We start from the raw sequence: 21057 nt of genomic DNA, 5'->3' as shown, positions 1-21057 counted from the left end.
GTGATTCCAAATAGCTCCTGGCTCAGGGCATGTTGGATCAGTCTCGGTTGGCAGGGCACACTCCACTACTTAGCGACTACATATGTCAATGACAGCACTCAAGTACAGCCAGCCTTCATCTGGGGCGATATAGTTGCTGTCACCGCACAGAAGCTGGTGGGGGCTTACGGCGTAAAGCGGCGTTGAACCAGGTCAGGGGGAATCATCCAGTCTTCCTTGAGCCTCACGGGATTGCGGATATTGCCCTCTACAGAAGACCACCCATACGAAGAGCCATGTCGCATCCTAAATATGCGCACCGTGCTGATGGTGACTATGAATTAATTTATCTCACCACCAAAATGAGAAGCAACTTCTCGCAAGTCTGCCTCGCCCAAAACTCCGGCCAAATGACGCAAACGCAAGTCTGCGACTAATTGCTCATATCGGGCTTGCGCCAGATCATGGACAGACTGTGCTAGACGTTCCTGTGCATTCAGGACATCAACATTGGTACGTTCACCACCAATAAAGCTGCGTTGAGTTGCCTCAATCAGCGCATGGCTGGTAGCCACGGCAGACTCAAGCGCAGCAATACGCAAAACTCCATTTTTCTGGGCACTGTATTGACGGTGCAACTCAACCTCCAATTCAGCAACTCTGGCATCCAAGTCTGCTTGTGCCTTCACCAGTTGCGCTACAGCCTGCCGGGACTGTGCAGAGACGGAGCCACCAGCAAAGATGGGCACATTCAATTGCACCCCTACCGTAGTGGTGCGCGAAGACTGGCGATACGTGGAAGTGGTGTCTGATTCATTGTTTCCCACGCTCAAGATCAAAGCCAACCGCGGATAATGTCCGCTGTCAACGCGCCTGACTTCTTGGCGCGCAGCCTCTAGAGTATGTTTTAGGCTTTCAACTTCTGGGTTAGCGTCAAATGCCTTACTGCGCCAATCATCCAGAGCCCCCAAAACCAATCTGGCAGCGCCCCTTGATGAAAGCCGCTCAAGTCGGCTAACTGGTTTGCCCACGATGGCTTGGAGTGCATCGAGTGCATGCTGCGCCCGATCCTGCGCCACAATCAGCTCAGCCTGTATCAAGGCCTGCTTTGAACGGGTCTCTAGCATGTCAGTACGGGTTCCCTCACCTTGCAACAAGCGTTGCTCGTTGGCGCGCAACAACTCATCTGCCGACTGAAGTTGCGCCTTAACAAGACTTACTTCTTCGCTCGCCAGCAATGCTTTTGAATAAGCTTCAAAAACCCGCACCATCAGTTCTTGCTCACGAAATCGAAATATCGCTTCACTCGCAGCGGTTCGTGCAGCGCCTTGTTCTTTTGCGGCCCATGCCTCACGGTCATACAAAGGCTGGCGCAGTTGCAGACTAGAGGTGTTACTGGCATAGCGACCTCGGTTGTCAGTTCGGCCGCTTGCTTCGGTTACCCGAGATTGGTTTTGATTACTGGATACCACCCCAGAAATTATTGGTAGCAGCTTTGCTTGGCCAATTGCCTGATGCTCCAAGCCCTCATCACGAACAGCTTGGGCGCCTTTGAAAACCGGGTCATGCGCACGCGCAGCCTCATATGCCTGCATAAGCCCCATTAGCTCTTTGCCCCAAGTACCGTTGCTCAACAGCGCCAGTGCAACTGCAAGCCAACACCGCTGTCTTCTTGTGGATTCGCGCTTTGCAAGACTTTTTTGCACTTCACTCCTCCGTCAGTGACATCTTGATGTTGTCCCGAATAGGACGCATCAGGTAGTTAGCCAGCGTGCGTTCACCTGTTTTAACAAATAGCTCTATAGGCATCCCTGGCCGGACGGGCAATTTACTCATTGCAACGCGGCCTTCAGCAGTAATTTCAGCAAACATGCGGAAATAAGGTGCTCCCGTCTTCTGATCAACCAATCGGTCGGCAGAAACTTGCACCACCGTTCCCGGAATACGTGGCGTGGTGTTTTGATTGAATGCCGAAAAAATCAGCTCCACAGGCAGCCCGATATTCACAGAATCAATCAGATGCACAGGAATCTGCCCCTCAACGATCAATGGCTCTGACTGTGGAACGACATCCATCATCCGAAACCCTGGAGCAACAACACCACCTTCAGTAAAAATGTTGAGGTCAGCAACAGTGCCATCTACCGGGGCTCGTACCACAGAGTTTTCCAACTCGTAATCCAAGCTTTCAAGCTGATTTTTTAAAGCATCTGCTTCTTTTTGCACATCGGCCAACTGTTCACGAACTTCTTTTTGAAACTCTTGCTGGCGATGAATACGTCTAAGCTTAAGTTCACTGGCTTGGCGCAGGCCGCGAGCGATATTGCCCCAATCCTCCGACATTGATGAAGCAAGCTGCGCATATGTGCGCTCAAGTTCAAGCAACCTGTTACGCGGTATGAAGCCACCTTGCGCCAATTCGCGCATTCCATCCAGTTGTTCCTGCAGAAGACGAAACTGCTCTTGCTTGCCTTCACGCGCTGCTTTCAACCCTGCAGTGTGGGCTTCTATACCTGCAATCCCCTCATTCAATGCTGACATCTCCGCCTGCAAAGCTGAACGACGAGAAGCGAACAGCTGTTGCTGCACTGACATAGTGGAAGCAACACGCGGATCACTGCGCGCGTCTTCTGTTTCAGCTGGAAAAGTCACTGATGGTTTTCCATCTCGCTCAGCAAGTAGCCTTGCTTCGGTTGCACGTGCGGTGTAGTACTGCACCCTGGTCACCGCCGCATTGGCACGCGCTTGTACAGCGTTCATCTGCACCAATGGCTGCCCTGCTTTCACCGAATCGCCTTCTTGAACAAAAATAGTCTGTACCGTCCCCCCTACCTGATGCTGTACTGCTTTTTTATTACCAGCCACCGTGATCGTGCCACTCATGGGAACACCTTGGTCTAGTGGAGCCAAGCATGCCCATAACAGCAGCCCGCCAAAACCCACCAGAACAATCCACCAACCTATGCGCGTGTGACGTTTGGCATCGTCTTGCAACAAAGCATCATTCGGCAAGTTTTGTACCAGTTCATGGACAAGTGGCGTGTCGGTATTCATGGCGGCCTCCTGCTCAATCTATGGATGTTTCAACTCAACGTGGATGGAGAAAGTGGTGCTTGCGGAGCCATCTTCTTTTCAATCATTGAACGCTCATGAGCGCTGGCGGCAACTGAGGTTGCTGCAGAAGGCTGCACAGTCTTGGAAAGCTCTGTGAGCACCTGCGATGTGGGGCCAAAAGCATGCATGCTGCCTTGTCGTAGCAGTAGCAAACATGAGGTCACAGCCAAAATACTGGTACGGTGCGAGATAACTACCACTGTGCTGCCCCGTTCACGCAAACGCTGCAGGGCTGTTAACAACGCCTGTTCCCCGACGTCGTCTAGATTGGAGTTGGGTTCGTCTAAAACAATGAGTGACGGTGAGTCATAAAGTGCCCGTGCCAATCCAATGCGTTGGCGCTGCCCTCCCGACAAACCGGCACCTCCATCTCCGAGGACGGTGTCGTAGCCTCGAGGGAAACGTTGAATCATCTCGTGCACACCCGCCAACATCGCCGCTTCGATGACCTTGCCCGCATCGACCGTACCAAAGCGGGCAATGTTCTCGCTCACACTACCTGCAAACAGCTCAATATCTTGCGGCAGGTAGCCTACGGAAGGTCCAAGCTCTGCCTTGTTCCACTGATAGACATCGGCACCATCCAAACGGACCTTACCCACGCTTGCACCCCAGACACCAACAAGCAATCGCGCCATCGTCGACTTCCCTGAGCCACTGGGGCCAATGACGCCTAACACCTCACCCGCAGGCAACGTAAAGCTAAGGTTTTGTAGGGCCGGCAGGGTCGCACCAGGTGGCACCGCTGTTACCCCCTCAAATGCAATGATCCCCTTGGGCCGGGGCAAGGGCATACCGCCCTGGCGGGGCGGATTTGCAGCCAGTAGATCAACCAAACGCTGGTATGCACTACGTGTAGCCGACCAGCCTTTCCAGACATTGATAAGTTGATCGACGGGACTTAGCGCCCGCCCCATGAGGATGGATCCCACAATCATCATCCCGGGTGTGATGCGGTTCTCCAGAGCCAGCAATGCGCCCAACCCCAGAATCAGTGATTGCAGCGAAATACGCATGAATTTGCTGAGCGCACTGATAGCTCCAGCACGCTCACTCGCCTGTCCTTGCAGTTGTAAAAAACTGCCATGCAATTTGAACCAACGCCTCATCAGGTTCGGTAGCATTCCCATGGCTTCAATGACTTCGGCATTTCGCAGGTTATTGGTTGCCAAGTTACCGGCTGCAACAGACATTGCATTAGCCTGTGCCAAAGGTTTGCGCGACACAAGCTCGTTGGCCCAAGCTAAGGCAACGAGCACCAAAGTACCTATAACTGCAAATACGCCCAACACCCAGTCAAACAGAAAAATCACAGCAAGGTAAATCGGAAACCAGGGCGCATCGAAGAAAGCAAACAACCCGTTGCCCGTTACGAACTGGCGAATGGTTGCCAAATCATTCAGCGATTGACCAGCGTTTGCGCCGGCTTGCTTAAGGTTCTGCTCGAAGGCTGCTGTGTAAACCCGCTGATTGAGCTTTAGGTCCAGCCTCGCACCTACTCTGATCAACAGAAAGCTGCGCACTAGTTCCAACCCGTTCATCAGCAGATAAGTGCCGATCACCATAACCGTCAGCATCAACAACGTTGTCTGATTACCGCTAGCCAGTACTCGGTCATAGACCTGAAGCATGTAAAGCGATGGCACCAGCATCAGTAAGTTGACGATGGCGCTAAAGATGCCGACGTTGCGAAATGCCGAGCGGAATTCACGCAATGCGGCGCCGATCTCATTGTCGGCCAGCTTCCAACCCGGCCGACGCGAGCTGGCCGGGTATTGGGTGGATGCCATAGCGGCTTTCTGAGGATCAAGCGAGCTGGAAGTCAGCGATCGTCACGGTTGTATGGTCTGCAAGCCCGACCAACCGCACAGTGCCACCATCCACTCCGTTGACCGTGACCAAAGTGTCATTACCAGCATCAGTGATGACCACACGGCTGTTGAAAGTAGCGGTGTCGAACTCGAACGCAGCGAGATTCAATCGATCTTGCCCTCCCCCGCTCGCGGAGAACCCGTTGATGATGTCATTGCCAAAGTTGGGACCAAAAACAAAGATGTCAGCACCCAGTGAAGCATCCATGATATCGTCGCCTGCGCCGCCAGTCACCCGGTCGTTGCCAGCGCCTCCGTCAATGCTGTCGTTGCCCTCACCGCCGTTGATCACATCATTGCCGATGTCGCCAAACAAAGTGTCATCACCCGCTCCGCCGTGAATCTGGTCATTGCCATCACCACCATAAATGGTGTCGTTCCCATCACCGCCTTCCAGCGTGTCGTTGCCGGCACCACCATAAAGTCGATCATTGTCTGCCCCACCGTAGAGCAGGTCGTTGCCTGCTTCGCCCAACAGTTCATCATCACCGGCTTCACCATACAAGGCGTCGTTACCTGCTCCCCCGAGCAGCCGGTCATTGCCGTCGCCACCGTACACACTGTCATCGCCAGCAGCCGCATTGACTGTATCGTTGCCAGCCCCCGTCATAATCACGTTGGCAGAGCCATTGCCGACCAGGTTGGCATTGGTGGATGCGGTGTATATAAGGTTTTCGACATTGTTAGCCAGTTGATATGCGTTGGTACCGCCATAGCGCACCGTGTCATTGCCTCCGCCTGCAGCTTCCACGACGACATCGGTTTCTGTGCCCATGAGGTAGGTATCGTCACCAGCACCGCCTACCAAACGGTCGATGCCAGCCCCACCATCCAACGTGTCATTACCCGCTCCACCGGTAATCGTGTTGGCCAAGTCGTTGCCGGTGCCTGCGAAGTTACCGCTGCCGGTGAACGTCAAGTGCTCTACATTGGCGCCTAGAACGTAAGCCGCAAGTGCGGTTTGCACAGTATCAGTCCCCCCGTTGGCCTCTTCTATCACGACATCGCCCGTGCTATCCACTACGTAGGTATCGTTTCCGGCACCGCCTGTCATAGCGTCATTACCGGCACCTCCGTCCAGCGTGTCATTGCCTGCACCGCCCAGCAATGTGTCGTTGCCTGTACCGCCTTCCAGCCTGTCGTTGCCAGCTCCACCATCGAGTAGATCGTTGCCAGCCAAGCCCTGCAGCAGGTCATTGCCATTGAGACCAAAGATACGGTTTGCACGACCATCACCTACCAAGGTGTCATTGCCGTTGGTTCCGACAATATCAGGTGATCGCGTTGAGACCTCTCCATCTGCGAACCTCAACACTTCGATGTTGAAAAGGCGATCAATACCGTCGTTTTCTGGCAGGTTCACGTCGGGATTCACATGCGCTACGGTCACTGAGCCGTCATCGTGATAGGTGATCTCATACTCGGACTGGTTGCCTCTGTAGACTGCTGTATCAAGCGACAGATCGTCAGGATCACCATCAAGAATCTCACGCACGATACTGAGCTGTCCTGGGTTCAGAGTGCGATCAAACATCAGGCTGTCCAGCGTTCTGCCTCCATAAAGCAGCAACCCGGCAGTGCTATATACCTTGCTCCCTAAGTCATCAGACCATCCGATCTCATTGCCATTGCTGTCGTTGATGCGGATGCGCACATTCAGCCAGCGATCACCATCAATGACATCGTTGCCACCCTTGCCTTGTAAAATGTCGCTACCGCCTCCACCCAGAAGGATATCGGCCGCTGTGTCGTAGAGGGTTCGAGCGCTACCATCTTCGTTGTACTGCACAGCATTAGCGTCGAACACCACTGCTGTATGTGTCTGACCATTGGCCGTGGTGAAGGTGACACGATCCAAATGCGCCACCAGTTCGGCCAGTCCCGCAATCCGAGCTACGCCGCTTTCCAGCAACGCGTTCGCATAAGACTCGAAAGGCGAGTTCGGATTGAATTGAGCGGCTGCACCAGCTGCCTCATCGTAAGCCCCAATCACAACGTCGCGTCCGGTCAGCGTATCGGCATGCTTCCAGCCCGAAAGCCCCTCCACTAAATCGAAGCGATCGCGCAAAATATTCGCCTCCTGGTTCACGAAAATCGGAATCCCGAGATCTGAGTTGGCGCCTTGCGCATCACCCTTATGAATGGCCCAGTCAAAGCCTGCCATCCCGTTGTTGCGCTGAATACCCAGGCCTTGGAACATGATGTCATCACCAGATTCCGCATCGTAGTCGGTGTCGTTACCGCGACCGTTCAAGACATCGTGACCAATGATCGGGCTGTTAAAGAACAGTTCAGAGTTCTCACCAGCCAGGGTGTCAAAGCTATCACCACCTTCGAGCCAGTCATCACCTTCGTTGCCCGCGATGAAGCTCAGGCCATCAGGGCCGCGTACAAAATCGTTGCCCTCCCCTGCCGTGATCGTCTTGCCATCCACTCCACCAAATATGAAGTCCTGACCACTACCACCAAAGATCAAATCCAGGCCATTGCCACCATTGATAACGTCATTCCCAGCATCGCCGTGAATAACATCGGCTGCGCCAGAGTCAGTCCCAGAGTCAGTGATGATGTCATCGCCATCTCCTCCGAAGAGGTGATCTACTCCAAAGCCACCTTCAATACGGTCATTACCGCCATCACCCCAGATAGTGTCATCGCCTTCTCCGCCTATCAGCGTGTTGTTGTTGTCATCACCCCCAATCACGACATGATCCCCGCCGGTGTAATGCAGATAGTCATTCACCCCGTCACCGTCAGTATCACGGCGGATGACCATGGGACTGATAGCAGCGAGAATCGGGTCAGTATGGTTGGGATCTGCCACCTTTTGGCGCGCTTGGTTCAGCTCCAAGATGTAGTCCGGCGTGAGGAACAGTGAACTCGGCAAGTGCGTTGCGCCGGGATTGCCCAGATCGGTGTTGCGCATCACTAGTTCAGCAAACGAATCCGCCTCCAACTGATTGAGCAAATTCATCCCTTGGGTGCGACTCAAGTAGTAGAAGCGGTCCCCATCCTGCAGCTTTTCCATCTGCACTTCAAACACGAAGTTGAACGTAGTCCCCAGCAGGCCTTGGAAGGCAACTTTTTTCTCGGCCAGTCCACCGATCCAGAAATCAACATTGTTGAGACCGCCCAACGTACCACCAGCCCATGAACCCGTAGCGTTCAGGAAAGCCAGACGGTCAGCTGGAGCACCGTCTCCCCCCATCACCAGCAAAGTTGCAGCATCGCGTTTGTCTTCCAGCGTCACTGCATTAACTACGCTGCTGTGCGTACCGTATGCCGCCACGAAATTAATGATGGACGCTGGGTTTTTGATGGCCAAGGCAAACTCGTACCAACTGGCATAGGGCTTCAGCGTGGTGTCTTGGGTCTGCTCATAAAACTGTCGACGTGCTTCGTTGAGCGAAGGAACGCCTGTGTCCCGACCACGGGCAATATTGATCGCCCCCAGATCCAGCGGCAAGCCTACCAAGTTGTTGCGAAGTGCTCCCGTCAGGAATTCATCGATCTCATTTCCCACTTGGCGCGTCATCCCGCGCAAGATCGCGCCGGCAGCTTCATTGGGCGTCGCTCCGCTGGCTTCAAACGCCACGGGATTGAGGAAAGCATCAATCAGCCCGATGTGGTTGGTGGTCTGACCATCCGCAGCCAATCGATCTACCGATTCGGTAAGCATCGAGTGGCCAAAGCGGTACACCACGTGCGCAAACTCCGCCATGATGGCTGGGTCAATGTCTACCGTGTTGGAGAACAGGAAGGGATCTATGTCGGGCGACACCAATCGCGCGAACTCCTCGAACACCAAATGCTGGTAGACCATCTCGGTGCTAAAGCGACTGGCTTGAAAGAGTCGTTCTCCGTTCCACACAAGGCCAGAGGTGTCCGCAGGCACAGCGTCACCCTGAATAGGTGTCAACAGCCACTGATTAATGAAAGCCATATCACCGCTTGCGAGTAACTCTGCCTTGATCTGATCGACGCGGTTATTGTGCTCACTGTGGAACACGTGGTGCACGGCTGTCAGACCGATGTTCTCATTACCACGCCCATCACCCACCACATAGTGCTTGTCCAGCAGCTCATTGTCGTAGGTGGTAGCAACACCCTGTGGATTGAACGGAATGTCGTTGCCCGTGTCTGTGTCGGCATCGGCGGTTTTCACCACCTCTGCGGTAGTTGGATCACGGTCATGGTCCACGGTCCCGGGAGCCGCATTGTGTGCAATGTCATTAAGGAAGGCGCGGCCTGCACCGTATGCACTGGATGCCTGCGCAGGAGCATCAGCAGTGCCGCTTACAAGGCCTTCGGGTGTCACAAGTTGTGCGTAACCGTTAGCACTTGGGATGAAGTTGCCATAAAGGTCTGCAACCACCAGCGGTACACGCAGCACATCCATATCCGTTAGCTCAATCCCCAACATCTGGCGTGCTTGGTTTTTGATGTCTGCCCAAGTGGGGGGGCCACCGTTTTGGCCCTCCAACATGTGACCGGTAGCGACTGTCTTCATTACCCCATTCACTTCCACGCGCACATACTCTCTCAAGAAAACCTGGTGCGACTCGTGCGAGGTATAGACCTGGTTCAAGTCAATAAATGGCGTGGTCTCATTGACGTGCTCTCTTACGTCATCAGCAGTCCCAAGAATGCCATCCGCACCCGGGGCGTTGGTCGCACGCGTTAGCACCATGAAGTTGGTGGGGCTGCCCTCGACGTACAACGGATCATCTGGCTGCAAAGGTATGTAAACCGTACCGCTTCCACCCTTGGTGACCAGATCCAGACCGTGATCGAAGAACTGACCAAACAAAGTGAGGAAGCTGTTGAAAGGAGCCGTGTCTCCCAAGTCAGGCATGACGTTGGGCACGAACAGCGTCGTGTCGTTGACATCAAACTCTAGCCCCATCTGCGCAGGCAGCCCCTCAAAAGTTGCTGCAGTGCTGTCTGCCAGCGCCTGGGCAGCGGCAAGGTCTTCGGCAGTCACAGACGAAGCATCTTGGGCCGCCTGCAATGCGCTGAGCGCAGCAGCTGCAGCCGCTTCTGAGGCATCTGCCGTAGCATCCAAAACCAAGGCTTGTTGCAGCGCTGCGGCAGCGTCAGCATTCGCCTGCACCAGCGCAGCCTGAGCTGCTTCGACTGCATCTTGGGCAGCCCCTACTTGTTCTTCAGCAGCAGTCTCAGCCAGAGCAGCAGCAGCCACAGCATTAATGGCTGTTGCCGTAACATCCTGCGCGCCCTGCAAGCTAGTTAGCGCTGTAGCCGTTTCCGCGGCCGCTTGGTTGTAGGCGGCCTGAGCATTGGTCTGCAACGAATTCACCAGATTTTTTGCTGCTTCAAGTTGCGTAATCAAAGCCTCTTGCGCAGCGATGTCCGCTGGCGAGGCATTTGTTGCCACCAAGTTCGCCAAAATAGCCTGTGCAGCAGTAATCGCTTCGGTCGAGGTCGTCAACAGACTATTCGTAGCGTTGAGGTTAGCCAGCGCCGCATTACTCGCGCCAAGCTTGGCGTTGTATGCGCCCTGCGCGACAGCCTGAGCGCTCTGTGCAGCTACGAGTTGTGTAGCAGCCGCGCTCGTAGCCATGTCAGCCGCCGCTTCGGCCGCAATTGCATTCGTGAGGTTTTGCTGTGCTGTGGCGAGGCTGGTTTCTGCACCATCGTTGATTGCATCAGCTGCTGCCTGGGCATTGGTGGCTGCGGCACGATCGCTACTGGCCTGTAACGCGGCCGCATCGTAGGCCGCTTGCAAAGCAGTCAAGTCGGCGCCGCCACCTATCGCATCCTGCAATGCCTGCAGTGCAGTGGCTGCATCCTGCGCTGCCTGGCGTGCAGCAGTGTAGGTGGCTGCATCAGCGTAGGGATCTGTTGAGCCCAGTGCAGTAAAAGCCGCAACCAGCACAGCAGGGTTGTTTGCGGATTGGTCTGAAATGAGGTTGCTAATTGTGCGCGGCTGTGAGTCGTAAACGCTCCCCGCGGTCTGCGCATAAGAAGTCGATTGCCCAGTTCGCGGGTTGATTTCAGCGTCTTGAAACGTTGGCGTCAGCAAACGCGGCATGAATTGGTCGGCCGAACCATATCCCTGATGGATCAAGTTGTTGTACTGACCGCTGACCGTGCGCAAGCCTAGTGGCACTAAATTGTTGAGTGGGTTACCCATCAAATCGGTCTGTTCCAGATAACCCGACTGCACGTGTCGCTCAGCGACTTGAATGCTGGTGAGGATGCGCGAAATATCATCAAGATTGAGGCGGAAAGTCATGATGCACTCCTTAAAGGACGAAAGCCATTGCGAGTGAAGCCAGAGGAACCGAACAGATAAGTAAATATTTATTAATAGTCGCAATTCATTGTTTTAACAAATCACCAACTCCGTCGTACATGCAAACCCTAGCCCAACTGTTGCAGAGAGAAGTACAGGCCTGTACGCCAGTCAGCCGGGCCATTGATATTGCGTCGGCATCAGCAAACTGATTCCATGTCGGATGTCACATCTCCTACATCGTGAAACGCATTAAGCAGATCGCTGGCGGAACCTCTTGTCCTACTTTGGATCACCCTTGAGCCCCCCTTGAACAGCCCACACTGCTGTCAATATTTTTTTGACGTATGGGGAGGCGCCTCACCCTGACAAGGCCCGCCAAGCAGGCGTGCAATGCTGCGCTTTCATGCACCCGGCCCCCCATGCAGCAGAGCATGGAGGTAGCTTTATGGAGTTACCCTAGAAAACTTTCACATCAGGGCATTGAATAATGGAGGCGGTCTGCTGCGTTGTAGCGGCAGGCAATGCTGCAGTTTTGCTGCGCCACTACTGCGCCTTGCCTTGCATCCCTGTCAAAACCCTTCAATGGCCTGCTCAAGCTTGGGTGACACGCCCTAAGCGTAAGGAACAAAACCCCTTTGGGTTTCATTCGCTTGCAAAGCTTTGCCCACAAACGGAAAAGCCCGCTGGGGGCATAACTGGCACTCGCACACTTTGCACCCATGCCAACCGGTGTGGTTGCTTCTTGGTTGCGCAAATCCCAACCTTTGGAATACACCTTGCCACCCAGAGAGACACACGCCCGTCGGGCATGCCAGCCAAATGCGGCAAGATGCTGCTTGGTTGAGCGAAGGCCTCATACACAGTCCACAGCGGACAGGTGCCACCGGTTTTGAAAGTGAAAACGCGTCGCGGACTGGCGCCCAGCGGGTGTTACAGCAGTTGCAACCGGCCGAAGAACGCTTGGCCCAGTTTGCACATGGTGAACGCTGCGCGCTGCGGATTGCTATGGAGTGTCATACGTGCTACGAGTGGCTGCTCAAGATGGTGAGACCCTACTTGCAACAATCGCCAGATGTGGATGTGGATGTGGATGTGGATGTGGACATGCGCCAGAAATTTCAGTTTGGCGGCATCGGCGCCTTACAGGGCTTTGAAATTGATTTGCTGCCCCCCCCCGATCCGGTGTTCAAACCGAGGCTGCGGTTTGAGGAAGTGTTTGGCTAGGAACAAGTTTTGGTAGCAGCCAGCGACCGCCCCTGGCCTCCAAGCCCTATATCGAGCCCCAACATCTGGCCAAAGAAACCTTGATGACCTACCCTGTGCCCATCGAGCGCCAGGACATCTACAAACAGTTTTTATTGCCTGCAGTCATCACGCCCAAGAAGCACAAGACCATTGAAACCACTGACATCACGAGGCAAGCTGGTGGCCAGCGGACGCGGGTGAGTGCCCTGCCTCGGTGGCTGGTGCAAGAGTATGCGGAGAATTTACTGATTACCCCTATAAAGATGGGCCCCAAAGGCAGCGCCAAGCAAATTTATTTGGGCATCCGAAACAACGAAAGTGACTCGGGAGACCTGCACTCTTTCATGGTGCAAGCCCGTGAATTCAAATAAAAAAGTTCGCTCCCCTTTCTGAAACGTGCGGTGCCAACGGCGCCACCCATACCACTTTGGCGCGCTTTGCGCACGTCTCTTGCGACCGGCTCATCAGGCGATTTACACCGGCGATTCGGCTTAGAATTGAACGCGTTGGTGCACCAATCTGAGCCCCTCAGACACGGTGTTAAACGGGAATCAGGAGGCGCTTTGTTCTGCGCCCTAACCTGAACTGCCCCCGCAACAGTAAGTGCGGTGCGTTGCAAGTTTGGCTTGCACGCAAAGTGACACGGACAGCCACTGAGGTTTGTTCTTCGGGAAGGAGTGTCACCCCTACCCACAGTCTGGATACCGGCCAACACGCAGCGCTTGCAGCCCTGGCTGCCGCGCTTTCTTTATCTGTACAGGCGGGGTCGCCTGGGTGGCAGTACATCTTCTGCACGCATATGCTTTGGCGCAGCCTTTTGCTGCGCAATGCGCCGTCATGCGTGCTGACTTGCATCTGAGCCCTGCACCGCGCCCGTTTTGGTAGTTCCTGTAGGCTTCATGATCAAAATTTTCTCCAAACCCAATTGCGTTCAATGTTCCATGACCATGCGCACTCTGGACCGCCAAGGCACCGAGTACGAAGTCATCGACGTGACGCAAGACACCGCTGCAGCCACCCTGATTCAGTCCTGGGGCTACCGCCAAGTGCCCGTGGTGCAAGTTGGAGAAGAGCACTGGAGTGGCTTCCGCCCTGACCGCCTTTCCGCGCTGACCACCGCCTGAGATGGCGCGCTGGGTCTTCTACTCCTCCAAAACTGGCAATACCGAACGACTGCTGCGCAATGCCGGGCTGGCCGGCACGCGCATTCCGCGCCTGGTGGAAGACGACATGCCCGTCATCACCAGCCCCTTCATCTTGGTCACACCGTCTTTTGGTGATGCCGCAGGCAAAGGCGCCGTACCCAAGGCGGTGATCCGTTTTTTGAACGCGCCGGAGCGTCGTCAGTGGTTGCGCGCCGTGGTGGCGTGCGGTGATCGCAACTTCGGCGTGGCCTTTGCGCAAGCCGGTGACGTGATTGCGCACAAATGCCAAGTGCCTTTGCTGCACCGCGTGGAGATGGCTGGCACCAGCACGGATTGGCAGCGCCTGCAGCACATCGACCAACACTTTCTCATTAACCCTATTCCCAACGTCTTGGACGCTGCGTTATGACCCCCATGACCCCTACTTCGACCAAGCTGGACTTTCACGCGCTGAATGCCATGCTGAATTTGCCGGATGACAAAGGCCAAATTCAGTTTGATGCGGATCGCATGGCAGCACGCCAATATTTTCTGCAGCACGTCAACCAAAACACCGTGTTCTTCCACTCGCTGGAAGAAAAGCTGGACTACCTGCGCTCCGAAGACTATTACGAAGGCGAGGTGCTGGATGCCTACACCCCGGCCTTTGTGGAGGCCATCTTCAAGGCCGCCTATGCCAAGAAATTTCGCTTTCCCACTTTCTTGGGCGCCTACAAGTACTACACGGCCTACACCCTGAAAACGCGTGACGGCAAGCGCTATCTGGAGCGCTTCGAAGACCGCGTGGTGATGGTCTCCTTGGCCCTGGCGCGGGGTGATGAAAAGCTGGCCATGAAGCTGATGGGCGAGATCATCGCGGGCCGCTTTCAGCCTGCCACCCCCACCTTCCTGAACGCCGGCAAGCGCCAGCGTGGCGAGCTGGTGTCTTGCTTCTTGCTGCGCCTGGAAGACAACATGGAAAGCATTGGCCGCGGCATCAACTCGGCCCTGCAGCTATCCAAGCGCGGTGGTGGCGTGGCCTTGCTGCTGAGCAATCTACGCGAGCTGGGTGCCCCCATCAAGGGTATTGAAAACCAGTCCTCTGGCGTCATTCCTGTGATGAAGTTGCTGGAAGACGGCTTCTCCTACGCCAACCAGCTGGGCGCACGCCAAGGCGCAGGTGCGGTGTACTTGAATGCCCACCACCCGGACATCATGCGTTTTCTGGACACCAAGCGCGAAAACGCCGACGAAAAGATCCGCATCAAGACGCTGTCGCTGGGCGTGGTGATTCCAGACATCACCTTTGAGCTGGCCAAGAAAAACGAGGACATGTACCTGTTCTCGCCGTACGACGTGGAGCGCGTCTACGGCAAGCCGTTTGCCGATATCTCGGTGACCGAGCACTACAAGGCCATGGTGGATGACCCGCGCATCAAGAAAACCAAGATCAAGGCGCGCGAGTTCTTCCAGACCATCGCGGAAATTCAGTTCGAGTCCGGCTACCCCTACATCCTGTTTGAAGATACAGCCAACCGTGCCAATCCGATTGCCGGGCGCATCAACATGTCCAACCTGTGCTCGGAGATCTTGCAGGTCAACACCCCCTCGGTGCTGAACGAAGACCTCAACTACGAGGAAATTGGCAACGACATCTCCTGCAATCTGGGCTCACTCAACATTGCCACCGTGATGGACAGCGGCAACCTGGGCGACGCCGTGGAAACCGCTATCCGTGCGCTGACGGCCGTCTCTGAAATGAGTGCCGTGAACTCAGTACCCTCGGTGCGCCAAGGCAATGACGACAGCCACGCCATCGGCCTGGGTCAAATGAACTTGCACGGCTACCTGGGCCGTGAAAAAGTGCACTACGACACGCCCGAAGCAGTGGAGTTCACCAGCGTCTACTTCGCTGCCGTGGCCTACCACTGTCTGCGCACTTCCTGCCTGCTGGCACAGGAGAAAAAGCAGCGCTTTGTGGGCTTTAGTCAGTCCACCTATGCCAGCGGCAGCTATTTTGACAAATACATCAGCCGCGACTGGTTGCCCACTTCGGAGACCGTGCGCGCGCTGTTCGCCAAAAATGGCATGCAGCTGCCTACGCGCGCAGACTGGGCACAACTCAAGGCCGATGTAATGGAACACGGTTTGTACAACCGCAACCTGCAGGCCATTCCACCCACAGGCTCCATCAGCTACATCAACAACTCCACCTCGTCGATCCACCCGATTGCCTCGCGCATCGAAATTCGCAAGGAAGGCAAGATTGGCCGTGTGTACTACCCTGCGCCGTTCCTCTCGAACGACAACATGGCCTACTACCGCGACGCCTACGAGATTGGCCCCAACGCCATCATCGACGTGTATGCCGCAGCCACCGAGCACGTGGACCAGGGCTTGTCCCTGACGCTGTTCTTCCCCGATACCGCTACCACCCGCGATATCAACAAGGCGCAGATCTACGCCTGGAAGAAGGGCATCAAAACCATTTACTACATCCGTCTGCGCCAGCTTGCGCTGGAAGGCACCGAGGTCAAGAGCGCCTGCGTGTCCTGCACCTTGTGATGACAACGATTGAAAGAACGCTATGACCTTGCTGACCCAAGCAATCAACTGGAACCGCATTGAGGACGAAAAAGACCTCGAAATCTGGAACCGCGTCACCGCCAACTTCTGGCTGCCCGAAAAGGTGCCACTGTCCAACGACATTCCATCCTGGGCCACGCTGCGCCCCAACGAGCAGCAGCTGACCATCCGCGTGTTCACCGGCCTGACGCTACTGGACACCGTGCAAAACCAGGTGGGTGCACCATCGTTGATGCACGATGCCGTCACACCGCACGAAGAATCGGTGCTGTCCAACTTCACCTTCATGGAAGCCGTGCACGCGCGCAGCTACTCGTCGATTTTCTCCACGCTGTGCTCCACCGCCGAGATCGACGAGGCCTTCCGCTGGTCTGAGGAAAACCCCTGGCTGCAAAAGAAAGCCGAGCTGATCCTGACCGAGTACAAGGCCATGGAAACGCCGCTGAAGAAAAAGATTGCCTCCGTGTGCCTGGAGAGCTTCTTGTTCTACTCGGGCTTTTACCTGCCGCTGTACTGGTCCAGCCGCGGCAAGCTGACCAACACCGCCGATCTGATTCGCCTCATCATCCGCGACGAGGCCGTGCACGGCTACTACATCGGCTACAAGTTCCAGCTGGCCTACGCCAAGCTCTCGGAAGCCGAAAAAGAAGAAGCCAAAGCAGCCGCCTACGGCATGCTGTACGACTTGTACGAGCTGGAGTGCCACTATGCGGCCGAGCTGTACGACTCAGTCGGCCTCACCGAAGACGTCAAACGCTTCATGCACTACAACGCCAACAAGGCGCTGAGCAACCTGGGTTTTGAGCCCATGTTCCCCGAGGACATGTGCCAGGTGAACCCCGCCATCATGGCCGCGCTCAGCCCCAGCGCCAACGAGAACCACGACTTCTTCTCGGGCTCAGGCTCTTCCTACGTCATCGGCAAGGCAGTCGCCACCGAAGACGAAGACTGGGACTTTTAACCCACCCTTTGCCAGCGCCCTGCGCCCGCCAACGCCTGCGCACCTTCAAAAAAAGCACCCACTACGGGTGCTTTTTTCATGCCTGACCCACGCATGGGCACATGCCTTCACGGGCAGCAACCACAAAAAAATAGCTGCTAGCGCTTTAAAAACATAGCTTTCAGATACTTTTTATGTGAAAAACATGAATACACCAGCGCTATAAGCTATCAAAAATAATCAGCGCTTCCTTGTTGCAACCAACGCTTGCGCACCAAACAAAGCTTCTGCAAATAGCCAAATACGCTTCCAATCCGCGTCAACGGCAGACGCAAAAAAGCCTCTTAAATCGAAGATTTAAGAGGCTATGGATTGGTGGGTGATACATGGATCGAACATGTGACCCCTGCCGTGTGAAGGCAGTGCTCTACCGCTGAGCTAATCACCCTGTGCTGGCATAAATGCCAACTTTGAATTTGGTGCGTGATACATGGATCGAACATGTGACCCCTGCCGTGTGAAGGCAGTGCTCTACCGCTGAGCTAATCACGCTAAATTTGCAGCCAGTGCAAACTTCAAATCTGGTGGGTGATACATGGATCGAACATGTGACCCCTGCCGTGTGAAGGCAGTGCTCTACCGCTGAGCTAATCACCCTGTGCTGGCATAAATGCCAACTTGAATTTGGTGCGTGATACATGGATCGAACATGTGACCCCTGCCGTGTGAAGGCAGTGCTCTACCGCTGAGCTAATCACGCTAAATCTGCAGCCAGTACAAACTTAAATTTGGTGGGTGATACATGGATCGAACATGTGACCCCTGCCGTGTGAAGGCAGTGCTCTACCGCTGAGCTAATCACCCTGCATCAAATCAATATCAATCAGTGATCTGACAAGCCCACGATTATAGCCCAGCTTACTTGGCGTTTTCCCAAACGCGCCAAATAGTTTTGTCTCCAGACGCTTTGTCAATCTCTGCCAGCACTGCGGTGTGCAGCGCCAACTCCTGCTCATTGGCCTGCAGCACGGGCAGCTTAAAGCCACGCAGATCTATCGCCGCCACACCACTACCGCCCCATGCACCGGTGCTACCACCCGCATCGTCCAGCATGACCAGCGAGTTCTGGCCGCGCGTCATATTGATGTAGACGTCTGCCAGCAACTCCGCATCCAGCAAAGCGCCGTGCAACTCACGGCCGCTGTTGTCCACCTCCAGGCGCGAGCACAATGCATCCAGCGAATTACGCTTGCCGGGAAACATTTCCTTGGCCATCACCAAGGAGTCCGTCACCTTCTCCACATAGCTCGTGAGCGGCTTTAGCCCCAGTTGCTCCAGCTCTTTGTTCAAAAAACCCACGTCAAAGGGGGCGTTGTGAATGATCAGTTCAGCGCCTTGCAGATAAGCCAAGATTTCTTGCGCTTTTTCTGCAAATTTGGGTTTGTCACTCAAAAACTCCGTCGTCAACCCGTGCACGCGCAAGGCATCGGGGTGACTGTCACGTTCCGGATTGAAATACAGATGCAGGTTGTTGCCCGTGAGCTTGCGGTTGACCAGCTCCACACAACCGAGCTCAATCACTCGGTCACCCGTCTCTGCAGACAGGCCCGTGGTTTCCGTATCCAGAACGATAAGACGTGACATAGCTATCAGTGGTTTTCTTTGGCGTGGTTGATCGAGTACTTGGGAATTTCCACCACCAGATCGGTCTGCGCCACGATGGCTTGGCAGCTCAAACGCGACTGCGGCTCCAGACCCCAGGCACGATCCAACAAATCATCCTCTTCTTCTTCAGAAGCATTCAAGCTGTTAAAGCCCTCGCGCACGATCACGTGGCAGGTGGTGCAAGCGCAGCTCATATCGCAAGCGTGCTCAATCTTGATATTGTTATCCAGCAAGGCCTCGCAAATAGACGTGCCCGCGGGCACCTCCAAGCTTGCACCTTCAGGACAATATGCTGCGTGGGGAAGAATTTTGATGGTTGCCATATTCTGAATTCTGAATGGGTCAAGAAATAGATTGAACGCTCTTGCCAGCCAAAGCTTGGCGAATGCCACGGTTCATGCGCTCTGCAGCAAATGCCTCTGTTCCCTTGGCCAGGGCTTGCGTGGCCGCTTCCACAACAGCAGCATCATCCGATGTCACCGCCTGGCGCAATTGCGCCATCAAGGCTTCAATATCTGCCCGCTGTGCAGGTGCCAGCACATCACCGTCGGCATCCAGTGCACTTTGGGTGGCCAGCAACATGCGGTCTGCATCCACGCGCGCTTCCACCAGCGCACGCGCCTTCATGTCTTCCTGGGCCGTCGCAAAGCCGTCTTGCAGCATCTGCGCCACCTGCTCATCAGACAGACCGTACGACGGCTTGACTTCAATGTGCGCTTCCACGCCACTGCCTTGCTCTTTGGCACTGACAGACAGCAGTCCATCAGCATCTACGGTGAAACTCACGCGGATACGCGCTGCACCTGCAGCCATGGCAGGAATGCCACGCAGCTCAAAACGCGCCAGACTGCGGCAGTCTTGCACCAGATCACGCTCGCCCTGTACCACATGAATGGCCATGGCTGTCTGGCCATCTTTATAGGTGGTGAAGTCTTGCGCACGGGCCGTAGGAATGGTTTCGTTGCGCGAGATGATGCGCTCCACCAAGCCACCCATGGTTTCCACACCCAGCGACAGAGGAATCACATCCAGCAGCAGCAGCTCACCAGCGGAATTATTTCCAGCAAGTTGGTTGGCCTGAATGGCCGCACCCAGCGCCACCACCTCGTCAGGATTCAAATTGGTCAGCGGAGGTTGGCCAAACAGCTGAGCCACCGCCTCACGCACTTGGGGCATGCGGGTGGAGCCTCCTACCATCACCACACCCTTGACTTCTTCCACGGTCAAGTCCGCATCACGCAAAGCACGACGCACCGCCTGCAGCGAGCGCTTGGTCAGCGCAGCAGTAGCTTGGGCAAAATCTTCACGCCCGACGGACTGAGCCAATGATGCACCACTGGGCAGCGTCAACTCAAAGAGCGTGCTTGCAGAATCGGTCAAGCGCTCTTTGCACGCTTTGGCAGCAACGCGCAGTGCAGCCCAGTCTTCCAACGACTGCGGCTGCACATGGGCCTGCTCCAGCACCCAACGCACCAAGGCAGCATCGTAATCGTCTCCCCCCAAGGCAGAGTCACCACCGGTGGCAATCACTTCAAACACACCGTGCGTCAGGCGCAAGATGGAGATGTCAAACGTACCACCACCCAGGTCATACACCGCATAGATGCCCTCGCTGGCGTTATCCAGCCCATAGGCAATCGCCGCAGCCGTAGGTTCATTGATCAGGCGCAGCAAATTCAGGCCTGCGAGCTTGGCCGCATCCTTGGTAGCTTGGCGCTGTGCATCGTCAAAATACGCAGGCACGGTAATCACTGCACCGTGGATGTCATCGTTGAACGTATCTTCCGCACGGTAGCGCAGCGTGGCCAAAATCTCCGCACTTATCTCAACCGGGCTTTTGCGCCCCGCACGGGTTTGCAGCGTCAGCATTGCGTTGGCGTCGGGTTGCTCAAAGGCATAAGGCAGCTGCTGAGCGTGCTCACCCAAATCTGCCAAGCTGCGCCCCATAAAGCGCTTGACCGACACAATGGTGTTGGCCGCATCTTCCACCTCATGGCTGCGTGCGGCATATCCGATTTCTCGCTTGCCTTCTGGCGCATAGCGCACCACCGATGGCAGCAGCACACGTCCATCATCATCGGGCAGGCACTCTGCAACGCCATTGCGCACGGAGGCCACCAAAGAATGCGTCGTGCCCAAATCGATACCCACCGCAATGCGGCGCTGGTGAGGATTGGGAGATTGACCGGGTTCAGAAATTTGCAATAAGGCCATGGTGTGAATCTGTCTCTTTATGAGCGGCACAACCGCTCCTGTGCCCCGGCGGCTAGCCCA

13 protein-coding genes, 5 tRNA genes, 2 pseudogenes and 1 riboswitch are annotated in these 21057 nt (G+C 55.3%); of the genes and pseudogenes, 6 read left to right on the top strand and 14 right to left on the bottom strand.

The window, feature by feature from the left end; genetic code table 11:
- Positions 1-72: 72 nt before the first annotated feature.
- From QEP12_RS15510 to QEP12_RS15485, 6 genes and pseudogenes are all read right to left on the bottom strand, one after another.
- Positions 73-203, bottom strand: a pseudogene (locus tag QEP12_RS15510) (IS3 family transposase); the annotation flags it as partial.
- Positions 204-320: 117 nt separating this feature from the next.
- A complete protein-coding gene (locus QEP12_RS15505; protein WP_284214806.1) occupies positions 321-1685 on the bottom strand; it encodes a TolC family outer membrane protein in 1365 nt (454 codons plus the stop codon).
- A gap of 1 nt (position 1686) precedes the next feature.
- Positions 1687-3033, bottom strand: coding sequence for an HlyD family type I secretion periplasmic adaptor subunit (locus QEP12_RS15500; protein ID WP_284214805.1), 1347 nt, complete (start codon positions 3031-3033; stop codon positions 1687-1689).
- Positions 3034-3062: 29 nt separating this feature from the next.
- Positions 3063-4883 (bottom strand): type I secretion system permease/ATPase, encoded by a 1821-nt coding sequence (locus QEP12_RS15495; protein ID WP_284214804.1) that lies wholly within the window; start codon positions 4881-4883, stop codon positions 3063-3065.
- Between the two features lie 16 nt (positions 4884-4899).
- A complete protein-coding gene (locus tag QEP12_RS15490) occupies positions 4900-11220 on the bottom strand; it encodes a peroxidase family protein (protein ID WP_219162065.1) in 6321 nt (2106 codons plus the stop codon).
- A 614-nt stretch (positions 11221-11834) separates the two neighbouring features.
- Positions 11835-12142: pseudogene (locus QEP12_RS15485) on the bottom strand (short-chain fatty acyl-CoA regulator family protein); the annotation flags it as partial.
- Between the two features lie 137 nt (positions 12143-12279).
- Between QEP12_RS15485 and QEP12_RS17080 the strand changes: the two are divergent.
- The 6 genes from QEP12_RS17080 to nrdF all read left to right on the top strand — a co-directional run bounded on the left by QEP12_RS17080 (position 12280) and on the right by nrdF (position 17139).
- Positions 12280-12447 carry a hypothetical protein gene (locus QEP12_RS17080; RefSeq protein WP_431308102.1) on the top strand — a complete coding sequence of 56 codons (168 nt, stop codon included), beginning with the start codon at positions 12280-12282 and terminating at the stop codon, positions 12445-12447.
- Positions 12448-12542: 95 nt separating this feature from the next.
- Positions 12543-12839: a type 2 periplasmic-binding domain-containing protein gene (locus QEP12_RS17075; protein ID WP_431308101.1), complete on the top strand. Its 297-nt coding sequence runs from the start codon at positions 12543-12545 to the stop codon at positions 12837-12839.
- Between the two features lie 119 nt (positions 12840-12958).
- A riboswitch (cobalamin riboswitch) is annotated at positions 12959-13195 on the top strand.
- A gap of 172 nt (positions 13196-13367) precedes the next feature.
- Positions 13368-13592 carry a glutaredoxin-like protein NrdH gene (gene nrdH, locus QEP12_RS15475; protein ID WP_174862574.1) on the top strand — a complete coding sequence of 75 codons (225 nt, stop codon included), beginning with the start codon at positions 13368-13370 and terminating at the stop codon, positions 13590-13592.
- Between the two features lies 1 nt (position 13593).
- On the top strand, positions 13594-14022 hold the full coding sequence (gene nrdI, locus QEP12_RS15470) for a class Ib ribonucleoside-diphosphate reductase assembly flavoprotein NrdI (protein WP_174862575.1): 429 nt from the start codon (positions 13594-13596) through the stop codon (positions 14020-14022).
- Positions 14019-16157, top strand: coding sequence for a class 1b ribonucleoside-diphosphate reductase subunit alpha (gene nrdE / locus QEP12_RS15465; protein ID WP_284214803.1), 2139 nt, complete (start codon positions 14019-14021; stop codon positions 16155-16157). Before nrdI ends, nrdE begins: the two co-directional genes overlap by 4 nt.
- 22 nt (positions 16158-16179) lie before the next feature.
- Positions 16180-17139 carry a class 1b ribonucleoside-diphosphate reductase subunit beta gene (gene nrdF / locus QEP12_RS15460; RefSeq protein ID WP_284214802.1) on the top strand — a complete coding sequence of 320 codons (960 nt, stop codon included), beginning with the start codon at positions 16180-16182 and terminating at the stop codon, positions 17137-17139.
- 352 nt (positions 17140-17491) lie between these two features.
- Here the strand turns inward: nrdF and QEP12_RS15455 are convergent.
- The 8 genes from QEP12_RS15455 to hscA form a co-directional block, all read right to left on the bottom strand.
- Positions 17492-17566: transfer RNA gene (locus QEP12_RS15455), tRNA-Val, on the bottom strand.
- Between the two features lie 29 nt (positions 17567-17595).
- Positions 17596-17670, bottom strand: a tRNA-Val gene (locus QEP12_RS15450).
- A gap of 30 nt (positions 17671-17700) precedes the next feature.
- Positions 17701-17775: transfer RNA gene (locus QEP12_RS15445), tRNA-Val, on the bottom strand.
- A gap of 28 nt (positions 17776-17803) precedes the next feature.
- Positions 17804-17878: transfer RNA gene (locus tag QEP12_RS15440), tRNA-Val, on the bottom strand.
- 29 nt (positions 17879-17907) lie between these two features.
- A tRNA-Val gene (locus tag QEP12_RS15435) sits at positions 17908-17982 on the bottom strand.
- Positions 17983-18036: 54 nt separating this feature from the next.
- A complete protein-coding gene (gene dnaQ, locus QEP12_RS15430; protein WP_219162070.1) occupies positions 18037-18762 on the bottom strand; it encodes a DNA polymerase III subunit epsilon in 726 nt (241 codons plus the stop codon).
- Positions 18763-18767: 5 nt separating this feature from the next.
- The gene (gene fdx / locus QEP12_RS15425) at positions 18768-19106 is read right to left on the bottom strand and encodes an ISC system 2Fe-2S type ferredoxin (protein ID WP_174863809.1); all 339 of its coding nucleotides are present in this window, start codon (positions 19104-19106) and stop codon (positions 18768-18770) included.
- A 19-nt stretch (positions 19107-19125) separates the two neighbouring features.
- The gene (hscA, locus tag QEP12_RS15420) at positions 19126-20997 is read right to left on the bottom strand and encodes a Fe-S protein assembly chaperone HscA (RefSeq protein ID WP_284214801.1); all 1872 of its coding nucleotides are present in this window, start codon (positions 20995-20997) and stop codon (positions 19126-19128) included.
- Positions 20998-21057: the final 60 nt, after the last annotated feature.

It is taken from the genome of Comamonas jiangduensis (assembly GCF_030162955.1).
Classification (GTDB): Bacteria; Pseudomonadota; Gammaproteobacteria; order Burkholderiales; family Burkholderiaceae_C; genus Comamonas; species Comamonas jiangduensis.
The sequence above is the reverse complement of the archived record's forward strand: the minus strand, read 5'-3'. Positions and strand labels throughout refer to the sequence as shown.

Excerpts from the sequence above, each read along its gene's own strand:
- fdx (WP_174863809.1), bottom strand. The coding sequence starts at position 19,106 with ATGGCAACCATCAAAATTCTTCCCCACGCAGCATATTGTCCTGAAGGT.
- QEP12_RS15500 (WP_284214805.1), bottom strand. The coding sequence starts at position 3,033 with ATGAATACCGACACGCCACTTGTCCATGAACTGGTACAAAACTTGCCG.
- nrdH (WP_174862574.1), top strand. The coding sequence starts at position 13,368 with ATGATCAAAATTTTCTCCAAACCCAATTGCGTTCAATGTTCCATGACC.
- nrdE (WP_284214803.1), top strand. The coding sequence starts at position 14,019 with ATGACCCCCATGACCCCTACTTCGACCAAGCTGGACTTTCACGCGCTG.
- dnaQ (WP_219162070.1), bottom strand. The coding sequence starts at position 18,762 with ATGTCACGTCTTATCGTTCTGGATACGGAAACCACGGGCCTGTCTGCA.
- hscA (WP_284214801.1), bottom strand. The coding sequence starts at position 20,997 with ATGGCCTTATTGCAAATTTCTGAACCCGGTCAATCTCCCAATCCTCAC.
- nrdF (WP_284214802.1), top strand. The coding sequence starts at position 16,180 with ATGACCTTGCTGACCCAAGCAATCAACTGGAACCGCATTGAGGACGAA.
- QEP12_RS15495 (WP_284214804.1), bottom strand. The coding sequence starts at position 4,883 with ATGGCATCCACCCAATACCCGGCCAGCTCGCGTCGGCCGGGTTGGAAG.
- QEP12_RS15490 (WP_219162065.1), bottom strand. The coding sequence starts at position 11,220 with ATGACTTTCCGCCTCAATCTTGATGATATTTCGCGCATCCTCACCAGC.
- nrdI (WP_174862575.1), top strand. The coding sequence starts at position 13,594 with ATGGCGCGCTGGGTCTTCTACTCCTCCAAAACTGGCAATACCGAACGA.